Source organism: Kocuria sp. CNJ-770, from assembly GCF_001942375.1.
GTDB classification, from domain to species: Bacteria; Actinomycetota; Actinomycetes; order Actinomycetales; family Micrococcaceae; genus Kocuria; species Kocuria oceani.
Genome location: NZ_MKJW01000033.1, coordinates 25,931 through 42,739, shown reverse-complemented (window position 1 = coordinate 42,739; position 16,809 = coordinate 25,931). Strand labels below are relative to the sequence as shown.

At 68.9% G+C, this 16,809-nt stretch carries 24 protein-coding genes; 1 reads left to right on the top strand and 23 read right to left on the bottom strand.

All coding sequences use genetic code 11. The annotated features are described in order from the left end of the window. Positions 1-10: 10 nt before the first annotated feature. The 15 genes from rpsH to rpsJ all read right to left on the bottom strand — a co-directional run bounded on the left by rpsH (position 11) and on the right by rpsJ (position 7,458). On the bottom strand, positions 11-409 hold the full coding sequence (gene rpsH / locus BJF77_RS01710; RefSeq protein ID WP_047804318.1) for a 30S ribosomal protein S8: 399 nt from the start codon (positions 407-409) through the stop codon (positions 11-13). Between the two features lie 77 nt (positions 410-486). After that, positions 487-1,056 (bottom strand): 50S ribosomal protein L5, encoded by a 570-nt coding sequence (rplE, locus tag BJF77_RS01705; protein WP_047804319.1) that lies wholly within the window; start codon positions 1,054-1,056, stop codon positions 487-489. Next, positions 1,056-1,400 (bottom strand): 50S ribosomal protein L24, encoded by a 345-nt coding sequence (rplX, locus tag BJF77_RS01700; protein WP_047804320.1) that lies wholly within the window; start codon positions 1,398-1,400, stop codon positions 1,056-1,058. Before rplX ends, rplE begins: the two co-directional genes overlap by 1 nt. 2 nt (positions 1,401-1,402) lie before the next feature. Beyond that, positions 1,403-1,771 carry a 50S ribosomal protein L14 gene (rplN, locus tag BJF77_RS01695; RefSeq protein WP_017833306.1) on the bottom strand — a complete coding sequence of 123 codons (369 nt, stop codon included), beginning with the start codon at positions 1,769-1,771 and terminating at the stop codon, positions 1,403-1,405. Between the two features lie 359 nt (positions 1,772-2,130). Continuing rightward, positions 2,131-2,421 carry a 30S ribosomal protein S17 gene (gene rpsQ, locus BJF77_RS01690; protein ID WP_047803929.1) on the bottom strand — a complete coding sequence of 97 codons (291 nt, stop codon included), beginning with the start codon at positions 2,419-2,421 and terminating at the stop codon, positions 2,131-2,133. Further along, complete coding sequence (gene rpmC, locus BJF77_RS01685) at positions 2,418-2,693, bottom strand: 50S ribosomal protein L29 (RefSeq protein WP_047803928.1); 276 nt, start codon at positions 2,691-2,693, stop codon at positions 2,418-2,420. Before rpmC ends, rpsQ begins: the two co-directional genes overlap by 4 nt. Before the next feature lie 2 nt (positions 2,694-2,695). Continuing rightward, complete coding sequence (gene rplP, locus BJF77_RS01680) at positions 2,696-3,112, bottom strand: 50S ribosomal protein L16 (protein WP_047803927.1); 417 nt, start codon at positions 3,110-3,112, stop codon at positions 2,696-2,698. Continuing rightward, on the bottom strand, positions 3,113-3,961 hold the full coding sequence (gene rpsC, locus BJF77_RS01675) for a 30S ribosomal protein S3 (RefSeq protein WP_047803926.1): 849 nt from the start codon (positions 3,959-3,961) through the stop codon (positions 3,113-3,115). Next, complete coding sequence (rplV, locus tag BJF77_RS01670; protein WP_047803925.1) at positions 3,962-4,327, bottom strand: 50S ribosomal protein L22; 366 nt, start codon at positions 4,325-4,327, stop codon at positions 3,962-3,964. It lies immediately after the preceding gene. 53 nt (positions 4,328-4,380) lie between these two features. Further along, positions 4,381-4,662 carry a 30S ribosomal protein S19 gene (rpsS, locus tag BJF77_RS01665; RefSeq protein WP_047803924.1) on the bottom strand — a complete coding sequence of 94 codons (282 nt, stop codon included), beginning with the start codon at positions 4,660-4,662 and terminating at the stop codon, positions 4,381-4,383. 12 nt (positions 4,663-4,674) lie between these two features. Then, positions 4,675-5,514: a 50S ribosomal protein L2 gene (gene rplB, locus BJF77_RS01660; RefSeq protein ID WP_017833299.1), complete on the bottom strand. Its 840-nt coding sequence runs from the start codon at positions 5,512-5,514 to the stop codon at positions 4,675-4,677. A 30-nt stretch (positions 5,515-5,544) separates the two neighbouring features. Further along, positions 5,545-5,850: a 50S ribosomal protein L23 gene (gene rplW, locus BJF77_RS01655; protein WP_047803923.1), complete on the bottom strand. Its 306-nt coding sequence runs from the start codon at positions 5,848-5,850 to the stop codon at positions 5,545-5,547. Further along, positions 5,847-6,470 carry a 50S ribosomal protein L4 gene (gene rplD, locus BJF77_RS01650; RefSeq protein WP_047803922.1) on the bottom strand — a complete coding sequence of 208 codons (624 nt, stop codon included), beginning with the start codon at positions 6,468-6,470 and terminating at the stop codon, positions 5,847-5,849. Before rplD ends, rplW begins: the two co-directional genes overlap by 4 nt. Before the next feature lie 6 nt (positions 6,471-6,476). Next, positions 6,477-7,133 (bottom strand): 50S ribosomal protein L3, encoded by a 657-nt coding sequence (rplC, locus tag BJF77_RS01645; RefSeq protein WP_047803921.1) that lies wholly within the window; start codon positions 7,131-7,133, stop codon positions 6,477-6,479. A gap of 16 nt (positions 7,134-7,149) precedes the next feature. Then, entirely contained in the window at positions 7,150-7,458 is a 309-nt protein-coding gene (rpsJ, locus tag BJF77_RS01640; RefSeq protein ID WP_003803825.1) for a 30S ribosomal protein S10, read from the bottom strand. A gap of 529 nt (positions 7,459-7,987) precedes the next feature. On the opposite strand from rpsJ, the gene BJF77_RS01635 reads away from it, so the two are divergent. Then, a complete protein-coding gene (locus BJF77_RS01635) occupies positions 7,988-8,371 on the top strand; it encodes a VOC family protein (protein WP_075871097.1) in 384 nt (127 codons plus the stop codon). A gap of 79 nt (positions 8,372-8,450) precedes the next feature. On the opposite strand, the gene tuf is transcribed toward BJF77_RS01635, so the two are convergent. The 8 genes from tuf to BJF77_RS01595 form a co-directional block, all read right to left on the bottom strand. Beyond that, complete coding sequence (tuf, locus tag BJF77_RS01630) at positions 8,451-9,641, bottom strand: elongation factor Tu (protein WP_075871096.1); 1,191 nt, start codon at positions 9,639-9,641, stop codon at positions 8,451-8,453. A gap of 159 nt (positions 9,642-9,800) precedes the next feature. Further along, entirely contained in the window at positions 9,801-11,915 is a 2,115-nt protein-coding gene (fusA, locus tag BJF77_RS01625) for an elongation factor G (protein WP_047803918.1), read from the bottom strand. Positions 11,916-11,984: 69 nt separating this feature from the next. After that, positions 11,985-12,455 carry a 30S ribosomal protein S7 gene (gene rpsG / locus BJF77_RS01620; RefSeq protein ID WP_047803917.1) on the bottom strand — a complete coding sequence of 157 codons (471 nt, stop codon included), beginning with the start codon at positions 12,453-12,455 and terminating at the stop codon, positions 11,985-11,987. Then, on the bottom strand, positions 12,455-12,829 hold the full coding sequence (gene rpsL / locus BJF77_RS01615) for a 30S ribosomal protein S12 (RefSeq protein ID WP_017833291.1): 375 nt from the start codon (positions 12,827-12,829) through the stop codon (positions 12,455-12,457). The genes rpsG and rpsL overlap by 1 nt, the downstream gene beginning before the upstream one ends. A gap of 315 nt (positions 12,830-13,144) precedes the next feature. Further along, positions 13,145-13,957 (bottom strand): IclR family transcriptional regulator C-terminal domain-containing protein, encoded by an 813-nt coding sequence (locus tag BJF77_RS01610; RefSeq protein ID WP_075871095.1) that lies wholly within the window; start codon positions 13,955-13,957, stop codon positions 13,145-13,147. A gap of 67 nt (positions 13,958-14,024) precedes the next feature. Continuing rightward, positions 14,025-14,672, bottom strand: a complete 648-nt coding sequence (locus BJF77_RS01605) for a 3-oxoacid CoA-transferase subunit B (RefSeq protein WP_075871113.1) — start codon at positions 14,670-14,672, stop codon at positions 14,025-14,027. 166 nt (positions 14,673-14,838) lie between these two features. Next, entirely contained in the window at positions 14,839-15,531 is a 693-nt protein-coding gene (locus BJF77_RS01600; protein ID WP_047803915.1) for a 3-oxoacid CoA-transferase subunit A, read from the bottom strand. Between the two features lie 46 nt (positions 15,532-15,577). Further along, positions 15,578-16,771, bottom strand: coding sequence for a thiolase family protein (locus tag BJF77_RS01595; RefSeq protein WP_075871094.1), 1,194 nt, complete (start codon positions 16,769-16,771; stop codon positions 15,578-15,580). Positions 16,772-16,809 lie beyond the last annotated feature (38 nt).

Sequence of the window (16,809 nt, the reverse complement as noted above, 5' to 3'; positions counted from 1 at the left end):
CTGTTCCGGGTTACCAGACGTACGCGAGGACTTCGCCGCCCACGCCCTTCTTCGCGGCCTGCTTGTCGGTCAGCAGCCCGGAGGAGGTGGACAGGATGGCGATGCCCAGGCCGCCCAGGACCTTGGGGAGGTTGGTGGACTTGGCGTAGACGCGCAGGCCCGGCTTGGAGATGCGACGGACGCCCGCGATGGAGCGCTCCCGGTTGGGACCGAACTTCAGGGACAGCGTCAGGGTCTTGCCGACCTCGGCCGCCTCTTCCTTGTAGTCCGCGATGTAGCCCTCGGTCTTGAGGATGTCCGCGACCCGGGCCTTGAGCTTCGAGTACGGCATGCTCACGGAGTCGTGGTAGGCGGAGTTGGCGTTGCGCAGACGCGTCAGCATGTCCGCGACAGGATCTGTCATTGTCATTTGGGGGCACGTGCCTTCCTCGTCCCGGTTTCCGCCGGCGCCGTGGGGCGCGCGAGCAGACCTGGAACGTAGCGAGATTAGTTGGTCTTGAAGGGGAAACCGAGCGCCTTCAGCAACGCGCGGCCCTCGTCGTCGGTCTTCGCGGTGGTGACCACCGTGATGTCCATGCCGCGGACGCGGTCGATGCGGTCCTGGTCGATCTCGTGGAACATCGACTGCTCGGTCAGGCCGAAGGTGTAGTTGCCGTTGCCGTCGAACTGGCGGTCGGACAGACCGCGGAAGTCGCGGATGCGCGGCAGGGCCAGGGTGACGAGACGGTCGAGGAACTCCCACATGCGGTCGCCGCGCAGCGTGGTGTGCGCGCCGATCGGCATGCCCTCGCGCAGCTTGAACTGCGCGATGGACTTCTTCGCCCGGGTCACGAGCGGCTTCTGGCCGGTGATCGCGGTGAGGTCGCGGACCGCGCCGTCGATCAGCTTCGAGTCCTTGGCGGCGTCACCGACGCCCATGTTCACGACGACCTTGACGACGCGCGGGATCTCCATGACGTTGCCGTAGCCGAACTGCTCCTGCAGCGCGGGGACGACGGTCTCGCGGTACTTGTCCTTGAAGCGCGGGGACACGCTGATCTCGGTGGTTTCGCTCATCACAGATCCTTGCCGGTGCTCTTGGAGACGCGGACACGGACGGTCTTCTGGCGTCCGTCGCGCTCCACGGTCTCGGTGCGGTAGCCGATGCGGGTCGGCTTGTTGGTCTCCGGGTCCACGAAGGCCACGTTGGACACGTGGATCGGGGCCTCGACCTTCTCGATGCCGCCGGCTTCGCCCTGCATGGAGGCCTTGCGGTGGCGGGTGACCACGTTGACGCCCTCGACGAGCACGCGGGAGGTCTCGGGGAACACGCGCAGGACCTTGCCCTGCTTGCCCTTGTTGTCCTTGCTGCCGGAGATGACCTGCACCAGGTCGCCGGTCTTGATCTTGAACTTCGCCATGGTCAGAGCACCTCCGGGGCCAGCGAGATGATCTTCATGAACTTCTTGTCGCGCAGCTCGCGGCCCACGGGGCCGAAGATGCGAGTACCACGGGGGTCCCCGTCGTTCTTCAGGATCACTGCGGCGTTCTCGTCGAACTTGATGTAGGAACCGTCCGGACGACGGCGCTCCTTCTTGGTGCGGACGATGACGGCCTTGACGACGTCGCCCTTCTTCACGTTGCCGCCGGGGATCGCGTCCTTGACGGTGGCGACGATGATGTCGCCGATGCCTGCGTAGCGACGTCCGGATCCACCGAGAACACGGATGGTGAGGATTTCCTTCGCACCCGTGTTGTCGGCGACCTTCAGTCGCGACTCCTGCTGAATCACTGATTACTCCTGTCGTCACGCCGGTTCCAACACCGATCGAGAGCACGGTGCGGGCCTTGCGGAACAGCTTGTCGGATGATGTGCCCTCCCCCGGCGTCGCACGCCGGACCGGGCCCAGCCCTCCATGCCAGGAGCATCTGAACCCGCCACCAGGCGGCGCGGAGGCGCCCTGCACGCGGTCATTATGCGCTGGCACGAAGAGCTGTGGGGTGCACGGGCAGACAAAAACGCCCATACAAGCTCACCAGCTTAGCACAGACGCCGCAGCGCCCGGGCCGCCGGGGAACGGCGGCGGCCCGCCCCTCGCACGGAGGGACGGGCCGTCGCCGCGGTGGCCGGCTCGGTGGAGCCGGTCCGGTCTACTTCGCCTTCTCGATGATCTCCACGATCCGCCACCGCTTGGAGGCGGACAGCGGCCGGGTCTCGGCGATCAGCACGAGGTCGCCGACGCCGGCGGCGTTCTGCTCGTCGTGGGCCTTGACCTTCGACGAACGGCGCATGACCTTGCCGTACAGGGCGTGCTTGACGTTGTCCTGCAGCTGCACGACGACGGTCTTGTCCATCTTGTCGGAGACCACGTAGCCGCGGCGGCTCTTGCGGTCACCGCGCTCGGGGGCCTGCTCGGCCCCGTTGTTGATCTGCTCGGTCACTTGGCGTCCTCCTCGGAGGTGGTCTCGGCGGTGGTCTCGGCGGAGCCCGCCTGGGGCCGGATGCCGAGCTCGCGCTCGCGCAGCACCGTGTAGATGCGGGCGATGTCGCGCTTGACCGCCTTCAGGCGGGCGTTGTTCTCGAGCTGACCGGTTGCGGACTGGAAACGGAGGTTGAACAGCTCCGTCTTGGCCTTGCGCAGCGCCTCACCCAGAGAGTCCTTGTCGAGGGCCGCGAGGTTCTCGATGCTGAGATCCTTGGATCCAACAGCCATTCTCATTCACCACCTTCGCGACGCACGATGCGTGCCTTCATCGGGAGCTTGTGGATCGCCAGGCGCAGGGCCTCGCGGGCGACCTCTTCGGAGACACCGGAGAGCTCGAACATCACGCGCCCGGGCTTGACGTTGGCGACCCACCACTCGGGCGAGCCCTTGCCGGAGCCCATGCGGGTCTCGGCGGGCTTCTTGGTCAGGGGACGGTCCGGGTAGATGTTGATCCAGACCTTGCCGCCACGCTTGATGTGGCGGGTCATGGCGATACGGGCGGCCTCGATCTGACGGTTCGTCACGTAGGCCGGCGTGAGCGCCTGGATGCCCCACTCGCCGAAGGCGACGGTGGTGCCGCCCTTGGCGGCGCCCGTGCGCTTCGGGTGGTGCTGCTTGCGGAACTTCACACGACGTGGGATGAGCATTTAGTTACCACCCTCTGCGTTGGTCGCCCCCGCGGCCGGGGCCTGGGAGGCGGGGGCGGAGTCGCCGCGCTCACGGCGTCCGCCACGGTCGTTACGGTCGGTGCGACGACGGTCGCCGCCGCCACGACGCTCACCCGGACCGCCGCGGCGGTCACGGTCGCCACCACGGCCGCGCGAGGGAGCGGCGGCCTGCTGGGCCGCCAGTTCCTTGGCGGTGAGGTCGCCCTTGTAGATCCAGACCTTCACGCCGATGCGGCCGAAGGTGGTCTTCGCCTCGAAGAAGCCGTAGTCGATGTTCGCGCGCAGGGTGTGCAGGGGCACACGGCCTTCGCGGTAGAACTCCGAGCGGCTCATCTCGGCGCCGCCGAGGCGGCCGGCGCACTGGATCCGGATGCCCTTGGCGCCGGCGCGCTGCGCCGACTGGATGGCCTTCTTCATGGCGCGGCGGAAGGCCACGCGGGAGGCGAGCTGCTCGGCGACGCCCTGGGCGACCAGCTGGGCGTCCACCTCGGGGTTCTTGACCTCGAGGATGTTCAGCTGGATCTGCTTGCCCGTGAGCTTCTCGAGCTCTCCGCGGATGCGGTCGGCCTCGGCGCCGCGGCGGCCGATGACGATGCCGGGGCGGGCGGTGTGGATGTCCACGCGCACCCGGTCCCGGGTCCGCTCGATCTCGACCTTCGAGATGCCGGCGCGCTCCATGCCCGTGGACATGAGCTTGCGGATCTTGATGTCCTCACGGACGTAGTCCTTGTACCGCTGGCCCTCCTTGGTGGAGTCCGCGTACCAGTGCGACACGTGGTCGGTGGTGATGCCCAGCCGGAACCCGTGCGGGTTGATCTTCTGTCCCACTTAGCGGACCTCCTCGCTGTCAGGGCTCGCCACGATCACGGTGATGTGGCTCGTGCGCTTGTTGATGCGGTAGGCGCGGCCCTGGGCGCGCGGCTGGAACCGCTTCATGGTCGGACCCTCGTCGACGAAGGCCTCGCTCACCACGAGCTCGTCCTCCTTGAACGGCAGGCCGTCGCGGTCGGCCAGCTGGCGCGCGTTGGCGACCGCCGACTGGAGGACCTTGAACACCGGCTCCGAAGCGCCCTGGGGGGCGAACTTCAGAATCGCCAGAGCCTCATTCGCCTGTTGGCCACGAATCAGGTTGACGACGCGCCGGGCCTTCATAGGCGTCACGCGGATGTAGCGCGCAGATGCCTTGGCTTCCATTGCTTTCCTTCTCTCGTCTTCTCGAAGTGCTCACGCTGCGGGATCCCGGAGGATCAGCGGCGCTTGCCCTTCTTGTCGTCCTTCACATGGCCGCGGAAGGTCCGCGTGGGAGCGAACTCGCCGAGCTTGTGCCCGACCATCGACTCGGTGATGAACACGGGGATGTGCTTGCGTCCGTCGTGCACGGCGATCGTGTGCCCGAGCATGTCGGGGATGATCATCGAGCGGCGGGACCACGTCTTGATGACGTTCTTGGTGCCCTTGTCGTTCTCCTTGGCGACCTTCAGGAAAAGGTGCTGATCGACGAAAGGGCCCTTCTTCAGGCTGCGTGGCATGTGTCAGGCTCCTTAGCGCTTGTTCTTGCCGGTGCGACGACGGCGGACGATGAGCTTGTCGCTCTCCTTGTTGGGGCGGCGGGTGCGGCCCTCGGGCTTGCCGTTCGGGTTGACCGGGTGGCGGCCACCGGAGGTCTTGCCCTCGCCACCACCGTGCGGGTGGTCGACGGGGTTCATGACCACACCGCGGACGGTCGGGCGGACGCCCTTCCAGCGGTTGCGGCCGGCCTTGCCCCAGTTGATGTTCGACTGCTCGGCGTTGCCGACCTCGCCGACCGTCGCGCGGCAGCGGACGTCGACGTTGCGGATCTCGCCGGAGGGCAGGCGCAGCTGGCCGTACTTGCCCTCCTTGGCCACGAGCTGCACCGACGCGCCGGCGGAGCGGGCGAGCTTGGCGCCGCCGCCCGGACGGAGCTCGACGGCGTGGATCACGGTGCCGACGGGGATGTTGCGCAGCGGGAGGTTGTTGCCGGGCTTGATGTCGGCGCCGGGGCCCGACTCGACGACGTCGCCCTGGGAGAGCTTGTTCGGCGCGATGATGTAGCGCTTGGAGCCGTCCACGAAGTGCAGCAGCGCGATGCGCGCCGTGCGGTTGGGGTCGTACTCGATGTGCGCGACCTTGGCGTCGACGCCGTCCTTGTCGTGGCGACGGAAGTCGATGACGCGGTACTGGCGCTTGTGCCCGCCACCCTTGTGCCGGGTGGTGATGCGGCCGGTGTTGTTGCGACCGCCCTTCTTGGGCAGCGGCCGGACCAGCGACTTCTCGGGGGTCGTGCGCGTGATTTCTGCGAAGTCGGCAACGGAGGAGCCGCGACGGCCCGGGGTTGTCGGCTTGTGCTTACGGATAGCCATGTGTCAGTTCCTCGTTAAAGTGGTCTCCGCTCAGGCGAGCGGACCGCCGAAGATGTCGATGGTGCCTTCCTTCAGGGTCACAACGGCACGCTTGGTGCCCTTGCGCTGACCCCAGCCGAAGCGCGTGCGCTTCCGCTTCCCGGCACGGTTGATGGTGTTCACGGTCTCGACCTTGACGCCGAAGATCTGCTCGACGGCGTACTTGATCTCCGTCTTGTTCGAGTCGGGCGCCACGAAGAACGTGTAGCGGCCCTCGTCGATGAGACCGTAGGACTTCTCCGAGACGACGGGTGCAATGATGACGTCGCGGGGATCCTTGATGGTGGTCGCGCTCACTTGGCGTCCTCCTGCTTCTTCTTGCCGGCGGCCGCCACGAAGGACTCGAAGGCGTCCTTGGTGAAGACCACGTCGTCGGAGACCAGCACGTCGTAGGTGTTGAGCTGGTCGGCGTAGACGGTGTGGACGTCGTCGAGGTTGCGCACCGAGAGCGCGGCCACGTCGTCGTTGCGGTGGAGCACGACCAGCAGGTTCTTCCGGTCGGTCAGCCCGCGCAGGGTCGCCGTGGCGCCCTTGGTGCTGGGGACGGAGCCCTCCACGACGGCCTCCACGACGTGGATGCGGCCGTTGCGCGCCCGGTCCGAGAGGGCTCCGCGCAGGGCGGCGGCCTTCATCTTCTTGGGCGTGCGCTGGCTGTAGTCGCGCGGGGTGGGGCCGTGCACCACGCCGCCGCCGGTCATGTGCGGGGCGCGGATCGAGCCCTGGCGCGCGCGGCCGGTGCCCTTCTGCTTGAAGGGCTTGCGGCCGGCGCCGGAGACCTCGGCGCGGTTCTTGGTCTTGTGCGTGCCCTGGCGGGCGGCCGCCAGCTGGGCGACGACGACCTGGTGCAGCAGCGGCACGTTGGTCTGGACGTCGAAGATCTCAGCGGGCAGGTCGACGTTGACGGTCTGAGTTGCCATGGCCTATCAGGCTCCCTTCACTGCGGTGCGGACGAGGACGACCGAACCCTTGGGGCCCGGCAGGGCGCCCTTGATGAGCAGCAGGGAGTTCTCGACGTCCACGGCGTGAACCGTGAGGTTCTGCGTCGTGTGACGGACGGCGCCCATGCGGCCCGCCATGCGCATGCCCTTGAACACGCGAGCGGGGTAGGACGCGCCGCCGATGGATCCCGGCTTGCGGTGGTTCTTGTGGGCACCGTGGGACGCGCCGACGCCGGAGAAGCCGTGACGCTTCATCACACCGGCCGTGCCCTTGCCCTTGGTCTTGCCGATGACGTCGACCTTCTGGCCGGCCTCGAAGAGCTCGACGGAGAGCTCCTGGCCCAGCTCGTAGGTGTCGGCGTCCGCGGTGCGGAGCTCGACGACGTGGCGGCGGGGGGTGACGCCGGCCTTCTCGAAGTGGCCGGCCAGCGGCTGGGTCACCTTGCGGGGGTCGATCGCACCGAACCCGATCTGCACGGCCGAGTAGCCGTCCCGGTCCTGGTTGCGCAGCTGGGTCACGACGTTGGAGTCCGCCTTGACGACGGTCACCGGCACGAACTTCCCGTTCTCGTCCCAGACCTGGGTCATGCCGAGCTTCGTGCCCAGCAGGCCCTTCACCTGGCGTTCGAAAGTGGTAGTCATTGGGATGCGATCCTCTTTACAGCTTGATTTCGATGTTCACGTCAGCCGGCAGGTCGAGGCGCATGAGCGAGTCGACGGCCTTCGGCGTGGGGTCGATGATGTCGATCAGCCGCTTGTGGGTGCGCATCTCGAAGTGCTCACGGCTGTCCTTGTACTTGTGCGGCGAGCGGATGACGCAGTACACGTTCTTCTCCGTGGGCAGCGGCACGGGGCCGACCACCGTGGCGCCTGCGCGCGTCACCGTCTCAACGATCTTCCGGGCCGAGACGTCGATGACCTCGTGGTCGTACGACTTCAGCCGGATGCGGATTTTCTGTCCCGCCATGGCGTCGTGACTCTCTTTCTTCAAGTACTTCCCTGTGACGGAGCATGTGCTCCTTGTGCATGGCGCCGCCTGCTGGGCGCCCCTCCACGCAGACTGAATCCGGAATCCTCCGGGTTCCTCACCCTGCTGGAGCTCCGACCCCCGAACTCGGGCGTGTCGCCGCGTGCAGCACACGCGGGCGCACCGAATCCGCTGAACGGGGTGGGCTGTATGTGGTCCGTACGTGGCAGCGTCTCGGGCAGCTGGCCCTCGGTTCTGCTTCGGGTCCCGACGACTTCTCGGGTGGTGCCGGTTCGAACCGCTGAGAGCACACGTCGGCGCTTGAACAACGTCGTCCATCCTGCCAGAGATGGGCACCCGGTGCAAACGCACGCGAGCCCGCGGCGGCGCCGGCACCACCGCCGGCACCACCGCCGGCACCACGGCGTACCCGACCGTGCCGCAACCGTGAGACTTCCGCGACCCGCGCCGGCGGGGGCGGCCGTATCCTGGCCGTGTCCGTGCACCGACGTCCGGGGAGATGGGTCCCATGCTGTCCACCACGCGACTGGTCGCGATCGTGCCCGTGCGGGACCTCGACCGCGCCCGTAACTTCTACGAGCAGACCCTCGGCCTCTCCCCCGCTGACGCCCCCGAACCGGAGGGCGTGCTGTTCAGCGAGGACGGGCACACCGGTCTGCAGCTGCTGCTGCGCCCGGACGCGCCCGTGTCGGAGCTGACGCAGGCCAGCTTCGAGGTCTCCGACGTCGAGGCCGCGGTCCGGGAGCTCGAGGGCCGGGGCGTCCGCTTCGAGGACTACGACCTCCCCGGCCTGCGGACCGTGGACCACGTGGCCACCACGGAGGGGATGCGGGCCGCCTGGTTCACCGACTCCGAGGGCAACGTCCTGTGCCTGCACCAGCGCACCGGCTGAGCCGGCCCCGGACATGGCAGGACCCCCGTCGCTGCGCGAGCGACGGGGGTCCTGCTGATCGGCAAGGAGCCCGGAGGGACTACTTGATGATCCTGGTCACGCGGCCGGAGCCCACGGTGCGGCCACCCTCACGGATGGCGAAGCCGAGGCCCTCCTCCATGGCGATCGGCTGGATCAGCGCGACCGTCATCTCGGTGTTGTCGCCGGGCATGACCATCTCGGTGCCCTCGGGCAGCGTGATGACGCCGGTGACGTCGGTGGTCCGGAAGTAGAACTGCGGACGGTAGTTCGAGTAGAACGGGTTGTGACGGCCGCCCTCCTCCTTGGAGAGGATGTAGACGTTGGCCTCGAAGTCGGTGTGCGGGGTGATGGAACCCGGCTTGCACACGACCTGGCCGCGCTCGACGTCGTCACGCTTGAGACCGCGCAGCAGCAGGCCGCAGTTCTCGCCCGCCATGGCCTCGTCCATCTGCTTGTGGAACATCTCGATGCCGGTGACGGTGGTCTTCTGGACCGGGCGGATGCCGACGATCTCGACCTCGGAGTTGATCGGCAGCGTGCCGCGCTCGGCACGGCCGGTCACCACGGTGCCGCGACCGGTGATCGTGAAGACGTCCTCGATCGGCATGAGGAACGGCTTGTCCATCTCGCGGATGGGGTCCGGCACGTTCTCGTCCACGGCCTCCATGAGCTCCTCGACCTTGGAGACCCACTCGGGGTCGCCCTCGAGGGCCTTCAGGGCCGAGACGCGCACGACCGGGGCGTTGTCGCCGTCGAAGCCCTGGTCGGAGAGGAGCTCGCGCACCTCCATCTCGACGAGGTCCAGCAGCTCCTCGTCGTCGACCATGTCGGACTTGTTCAGGGCCACCAGCAGGTAGGGGACGCCCACCTGGCGGGCGAGCAGCACGTGCTCGCGGGTCTGGGCCATGGGGCCGTCGGTGGCGGCGACCACGAGGATGGCGCCGTCCATCTGCGCCGCACCGGTGATCATGTTCTTGACGTAGTCGGCGTGGCCCGGGGCGTCCACGTGAGCGTAGTGACGCTTCTCCGTCTGGTACTCGATGTGCGCGATGTTGATGGTGATGCCGCGCTGCTTCTCCTCCGGGGCGGAGTCGATGGCGCCGAAGTCGCGCTGCTCGTTCAGGTCCGGGTACTTGTCCGCCAGGACCTTGGAGATGGCAGCCGTGAGCGTCGTCTTGCCGTGGTCGACGTGGCCGATGGTGCCGATGTTGACGTGCGGCTTGGTGCGCTCGAACTTGGCCTTCGCCATGGTTGTTCCTCCTAGAACATTTGTCGAAACTTGCTCAGCACTACCCCACCGGGTGTTGGTCGGGGGGAGCTGAGGCACTCAGCAGTACTGAAACCTCTGCAAGTCTACTTTGGCTGTGCGTGATTGATGAAATTCCCGGCCGGGGCCGAGGGGTGGTGCCTACTCGCCGCGGTTCTTCTGCACGATCTCCTCGGCGACGGCCTTCGGGACCTCCGAGTAGCTGTCGAACTGCATCGAGTACACGGCGCGGCCCTGGGTCTTGGACCGGAGGTCGCCGATGTAGCCGAACATCTCGGACAGCGGCACGAGGGCGCTGACCAGCTTGACGCCGCTGACGTCCTCCATGGACTGGATCTGGCCGCGGCGGGAGTTCAGGTCGCCGATGACCTCGCCCATGTACTCCTCGGGGGTGCGCACCTCGACCGCCATGAGCGGCTCGAGGAGCACGGGCTGCGCCTTGCGGGCGCCCTCCTTGAAGACCATGGAGCCGGCGATCTTGAACGCCATCTCGGAGGAGTCGACGTCGTGGTAGGCGCCGTCGAGCAGCGTGGCCTTGACGCCCACGACCGGGTAGCCGGCGAGGATGCCGAGCCGCATGGCGTCCTGGATGCCCGCGTCCACGGAGGGGATGTACTCGCGGGGCACGCGGCCGCCCGTGACCTTGTTGTCGAACTCGTAGAGCTCCTCGGCGTCCAGCGGGATCGGCTCGAAGGCCATCTGCACCTTGGCGAACTGACCGGACCCACCGGTCTGCTTCTTGTGCGTGTAGTCGATCTTCTCGACGGCCTTCTTGATCGTCTCGCGGTAGGCCACCTGGGGCTTGCCGACGTTCGCCTCGACCTTGAACTCGCGCTTCATGCGGTCCACCAGGATGTCCAGGTGGAGCTCGCCCATGCCGCCGATCTCGGTCTGGCCGGTCTCCTCGTTGAGGGACACGGTGAACGTGGGGTCCTCGGCGGAGAGCTTCTGGATCGCGACGGAGAGCTTCTCCTGGTCGCCCTTGGTCTTCGGCTCGATGGCCACCGAGATGACCGGGTCCGGGAAGGACATGGACTCCAGCACGATCGGGTTCTGGATGTCGCACAGGGTGTCGCCCGTGGTGGTGTCCTTGAGCCCGATGGCGGCGTAGATGTGGCCGGCCTGGATGGTGTCGACCGGGTTCTCCTTGTTGGAGTGCATCTGGAAGAGCTTGCCGATGCGCTCCTTCTTGCCCTTGGTGGAGTTCAGCACCTGGTCGCCGTTGCCGGCCTTGCCGGAGTACACGCGGATGTAGGTCAGCTGCCCGTAGAAGGGGTGGGTGGCGACCTTGAACGCGAGCGCGGAGAACGGCGCGGTCGAGTCGACCGGGCGGGTGAGGATCTCCTCCTCGTCGTTGAGCGCGTGGCCCTCGACGTTCGGCACGTCCAGCGGGGACGGCAGGAAGTCGATCACGGCGTCGAGCATCGGCTGCACGCCGCGGTTCTTGAACGCGGAGCCGCACAGCACGGGGTAGGCCTGGGAGTTGATGGTCAGCTTGCGGATGCCGGCCTTCAGCTCGTCGAGGGTCAGCTCCTCGCCGCCGAGGTACTTCTCCATCAGGTCGTCGTCGGCCTCGGCCACGGCCTCGACCAGCTCGTTGCGGTACTGCTCGGCCCGCTCCTGGAGGTCGGCGGGGATGTCCTCGATCTCGTACTTGGCGCCCATGGAGACGTCGCCCTTGGAGTCGCCGGGCCACACGAAGGCCTTCATGGTGAGCAGGTCGACGACGCCGGTGAACGCGGACTCGGAGCCGATCGGCAGCTGCATGACCAGCGGCTTGGCGCCGAGGCGGTTGATGATGGTGTCGACGGTGAAGTAGAAGTCGGCGCCCAGCTTGTCCATCTTGTTGACGAAGCAGATGCGGGGGACGTCGTACTTGTCGGCCTGGCGCCAGACCGTCTCCGACTGGGGCTCGACGCCCTCCTTGCCGTCGAAGACGGCGACGGCGCCGTCGAGCACGCGCAGGGAGCGCTCGACCTCGACCGTGAAGTCCACGTGGCCGGGGGTGTCGATGATGTTGATCTGGTTGTCGTGCCAGTAGCAGGACGTCGCGGCCGACGTGATGGTGATGCCGCGCTCCTGCTCCTGCGCCATCCAGTCCATGGTGGAGGCACCATCGTGGGTCTCGCCGATCTTGTGGGAGATACCGGTGTAGAACAGGATGCGTTCGGTGGTGGTGGTCTTCCCGGCATCGATGTGGGCCATGATGCCGATGTTGCGGACCTTCTTGAGGTCGGTAAGCACGTCAAGTGCCACGGTGTTTCCCTTCAGGAGATGGTGCCGGCGGCCTGTCGGCCCGGTGGGGCCGACAGGCCGAAGAAGATTCTACCAGCGGTAGTGGGCGAAGGCCTTGTTGGACTCCGCCATCTTGTGGGTGTCCTCGCGGCGCTTCACGGCGGCACCGAGACCGTTGGACGCGTCCAGGATCTCGTTCTGCAGACGCTCCGTCATGGTGTTCTCGCGGCGGAGCTTGGAGTAGCCCACGAGCCAGCGCAGGGACAGGGCCTGGGCGCGGCCGGGCTTGACCTCCACGGGCACCTGGTAGGTGGCGCCGCCGACGCGGCGGGACTTCACCTCGAGGGCCGGCTTGACGTTCTCCAGCGCCTTCTTGAGGGTGGCGACGGGGTCGGCGCCGGTCTTGCCGCGGACGCCCTCGAGGGCACCGTAGACGATGCGCTCGGCGGTGGACTTCTTGCCGTCCTGGAGGACCTTGTTGATCAGCTGCGTGACGACCGGGGAGCTGTAGACCGGGTCGACGACGAGCGGGCGCTTGGGAGCGGGACCCTTACGAGGCATTACTTCTTCTCCTTCTTGGCGCCGTAGCGGGAACGGGCCTGCTGGCGGCCCTTGACACCCTGGGTGTCGAGCGCGCCGCGGACGATCTTGTAGCGGACACCGGGGAGGTCCTTCACGCGACCGCCGCGGACGAGCACGATGGAGTGCTCCTGGAGGTTGTGGCCCTCACCGGGGATGTAGGCCGTGACCTCGACGCCGCCGTTGAGCTTCACGCGGGCGACCTTGCGCAGCGCGGAGTTCGGCTTCTTGGGGGTGGTGGTGTACACGCGGGTGCACACACCGCGCTTCATGGGGCTGCCCTTGAGTGCGGGCGCCTTGGTCTTGACGACCTTCGGGGTCCGGCCCTTGCGGACCAGCTGCTGGATTGTAGGCACAGTGTCTCCTGATTGGACGGGCCGCGGCAGCGGCCCGCTGGATGGTCGGCTCCCCCGTGACCGGCCGGGGCCGGGAACGGGTGCAGCGCCTGGCGTGGGCCCGGCGGGCAGGCACCACGGCGTCCGCGCTGCCGGCACGTGGGCAGACGAAAAGGATGGCATTTTGGTACACACCGCGTACCAGAGGACCGAGTCCGTTCTGCCATGGATTCCCGCGGCCCCCGGCGGCGCTGGTGAGCGCCGGCGGACGACCGTGCAATTCCTCGACAGCCTATCAGATCGGCCCGTTCCGGGAAAACAGGGGGCCGGGCGGGCTCAGCGCCCGGTCGCGGCGAGGTCCGCGGAGATCCGCCGGGCGCACTCGAGCAGCGCCGGGACGACGTCGCGCACGGGGTCCCCCGCGCTCGCGCCCGGCATGCCCACGCGCATGGACACGTTGACGGCCGCGACCACGCGCCCCGCCCGGTCCCTGACGGGGGCGGCGAGCGAGCGCAGGCCGATCTCCAGCTCCTGGTCCACGAGCGCCCACCCCTGGGCGCGGACCCGCCGCAGGTCGGCCTCGAGGGCGGCGGGGTCCGTGAGGGTGTGCTCGGTGAGGCGCTCGAGCCGGGCCGTGCGCAGGTATTCGGCGAGCTGCTGGGCGTCGAGTCCGGCGAGCAGGACCCGGCCCATGGACGTGGCGTGGGCCGGGAAGCGGGTGCCGACGGCGATCGCCACGGTCATGATCCGGTGCGTGGACACCCGGGCCACGTAGACGATGTCGGAGCCGTCCAGCACGGAGGCGGAGGTGGACTCCTCGACCTGCGCGGACAGCGCCTCCAGGTGCGGCCCGGCCAGGGCCGGCAGCGACAGCGCGGAGAGGTAGGAGAAGCCCAGCTGGAGCACCCGGGGGGTGAGCTCGAACAGGCGCCCGTCCGTGCGGACGTAGCCCAGCTCCTCCAGCGTCAGCAGGAACCGGCGGGCGGTGGCCCGGGTCAGGCCGGTGCGCCGGGCCACGTCGCTGAGGGTCATGCGGGGGTGCCGGGCGTCGAAGGCGGTGATCACCTGCAGCCCGCGGGCGAGGGACTGCACGAACTGCCCGGGCGTCCCCCGCTCCTCCGCGGGGTCGGTCCGGTCCTGCTCGGTCATCGGTGGCCTCCTCGGAGCCTGGGGCGGGTGCGCGGCGGGCCGCCGCGCACCCGGTGCCGGGCCGTGCTCAGCGGGCGGGCCGCAGCGGGACGTCGACGATCCGCCGCAGCTCCTCGAAGCTCGTGCCGAAGGTCTCGCGCACGCTCAGCCCGTCCGCCTCCACGAGGAAGACGGCCTGGTCGGTGTAGATCCGGGACACGCAGCCCACGCCGGTGAGCGGCATGGTGCACCGCTCCACCAGCTTGGCCTGTCCTCCCCGGCTCTGCAACGACATCATCACGAAGGTCTGCTTCGCCCCGGTGGCCAGGTCCATCGCCCCGCCCACGGCCGGGATCGCGTCCGGGTTGCCGGTGTGCCAGTTGGCGAGGTTGCCGTGCACGTCGACCTGGAAGGCCCCGAGCACGCAGCAGTCGAGGTGGCCGCCGCGCATCATGGCGAAGGAGTCGGCGTGGTGGAAGTAGGAGCACCCGGGGGTCTCGAGCACGGGGATCTTGCCGGCGTTGATGAGATCGGGGTCCACCTCCTCGCCCTGGGCCGCGGGGCCCATGCCGAGCATCCCGTTCTCGGTGTGCAGGGTGACGTCGTCCTCCGCGGTGAGGTGGTCGGCGACGAGGGTCGGCTGCCCGATCCCCAGGTTGACGTAGGACCCCGCCGGGATGTCCCGGGCCACGACGCGGGCCAGCTCCTCCGGGCGCAGGGGCGTCGGGGACGTCATGGGCACGACGCCCGCGCGCTCCTGGCCCGTGCTGTCCTGGCCGGCGCGCTCCTGGCCCGTGCCGTCCTGGCCCGCGCCGCCGGTCCCGTCCGTGCCGGTGCCGGGGTCCGTCCCGCTGCTCGGGTCCGTGCCGCTGTTCGGGTCCGTGCCGGTGTGCTTGCTCATGTCAGCGCTCCTCTCGGGGGTCGGTCCGGGCCGGGGCGGGGATCCGCACGACCGTGTCCACGTAGATGCCGGGGGTGACGACGACCTCGGGGTCGAGCGCCCCGCGTGCGACGACGTCGGTGACCTGCACGATCGAGGTGCCGGCCGCGGCGGCCATGACGGGGCCGAAGTTGCGCGCCGTCTTGCGGTAGACGAGGTTGCCCGCCAGGTCGGCGACGTGCGCCTTGGTCAGGGAGAAGTCGGCCCGGAGGGGGTGCTCCAGGATGTGGTGCCGGCCGTCGATCTCCCGGACCTCCTTGCCCTCGGCCAGCGGGGTGCCGTAGCCGGTGGGCGTGAAGAACGCCCCGATGCCGGCCCCGGCGGCGCGGATCCGCTCGGCCAGGTTGCCCTGGGGCACGACCTCGAGCTCGATCTGCCCGGCCCGGTACTTCTCGTCGAAGTGCCACGAGTCGGACTGCCGCGGGAAGGAGCAGACGATCTTCCGGACCCGGCCCAGCTGGATCAGCCGGGCCAGCCCCACGTCACCGTTGCCGGCGTTGTTGTTGACGACGGTGAGATCGCCGGCGCCGTGCTCGATCAGCGCGTCGATGAGCTCGACGGGCTGGCCGGCCACGCCGAAGCCGCCGATCATGACGGTGGCGCCGTCGTGGATCGGGGCCACGGCCTGCGCGCAGCTCTCTGCGATGTTCAGCATGCGGTGTGCCTTCCTTCGGTGGTCTGGGTGCGGCCCGGCCGGGGTCTCAGGCGTTCTCGTTCTCGAGCACGACGGCCAGCCCCTGCCCCACGCCGATGCAGATGGCCGCCACGCCCCAGCGGGCCCCGGAGGCCTGCAGGGACCGCGCCAGGGTGCCGAGGATCCGCGTGCCGGAGGCCCCGAGCGGGTGGCCGATCGCGATGGCCCCGCCGTGCCGGTTGACGATGCCCGGGTCGACGCCCCAGGCGTCGAGACAGGCCAGGCTCTGGGCGGCGAAGGCCTCGTTGAGCTCCACGGCGGCGACGTCGTCGCAGCCGATCCCGGCCCGGGCCAGCGCGAGGTTCGCGGCCTCGACCGGGGCGAAGCCGAAGTACTGGGGCTCGTTGGCGGCGGCCCCCCGGCCGGCGATCCGGGCCAGAGGCGCCAGGCCGGTGAGCTCGGCGGCCCGCTCCGAGCCCAGCAGGGCGGCCGAGGCCCCGTCGTTGAGCGGCGAGGCGTTGCCGGCGGTCACGGTGCCGCCCTGCTCCGGGGTGCGGAAGACGGTCCTCAGCCCGCCCAGCTTCTCGACGGTGGAGGAGGCCCGCACGGACTCGTCGCGGGTCAGCTCCGTGCCGGGCACCGGGACGGTGAGGTCGTCGTAGAAGCCCTCGTCCCACGCCTGCTGGGTGCGCTGGTGGGAGCGGAACGCGAACTCGTCCATCCGCTCGCGGGTGATCCCGTGCCGTTCGGCCAGCTGCTCCGTGGCCTCGCCCAGGGACACCGTCCACTCGGGGTCCATGTTCTTGTTCACGAGCCGCCAGCCCAGCGTGGTGGAGGCCAGGGCCAGGTCCCCCGCCGGGTAGGGCCTCTCCGTCTTCGGCAGCACCCAGGGCGCCCGGCTCATCGACTCGACCCCGCCCACGAGCACCACGTCGGCCTCGCCGGCGCCGATCTGCCGGGAGGCGATGATCGCCGCGTCCAGGGAGGAGCCGCAGAGACGGTTGACGGTGGTGCCGGGGATCCCCACCGGCAGGCCGGCCAGCAGCGTGGCCATCCGGGCGACGTTGCGGTTCTCCTCCCCCGCGCCGTTGGCGTTGCCCAGGACCACCTCGTCGATCGCGGCCGGGTCGAGCCCGGGAGCGCGCCGCACCTGCTCGCCGATCACCAGGGCGGCCAGGTCGTCGGGGCGCACCCCGGCCAGGGAGCCGCCGAAGCGGCCGAACGGGGTGCGCACGGCGTCGTAGATGTAGGCCTCGCTCATGGTGGTCCTTCCTGGCGTACGGGTCACGTCGGTCACGG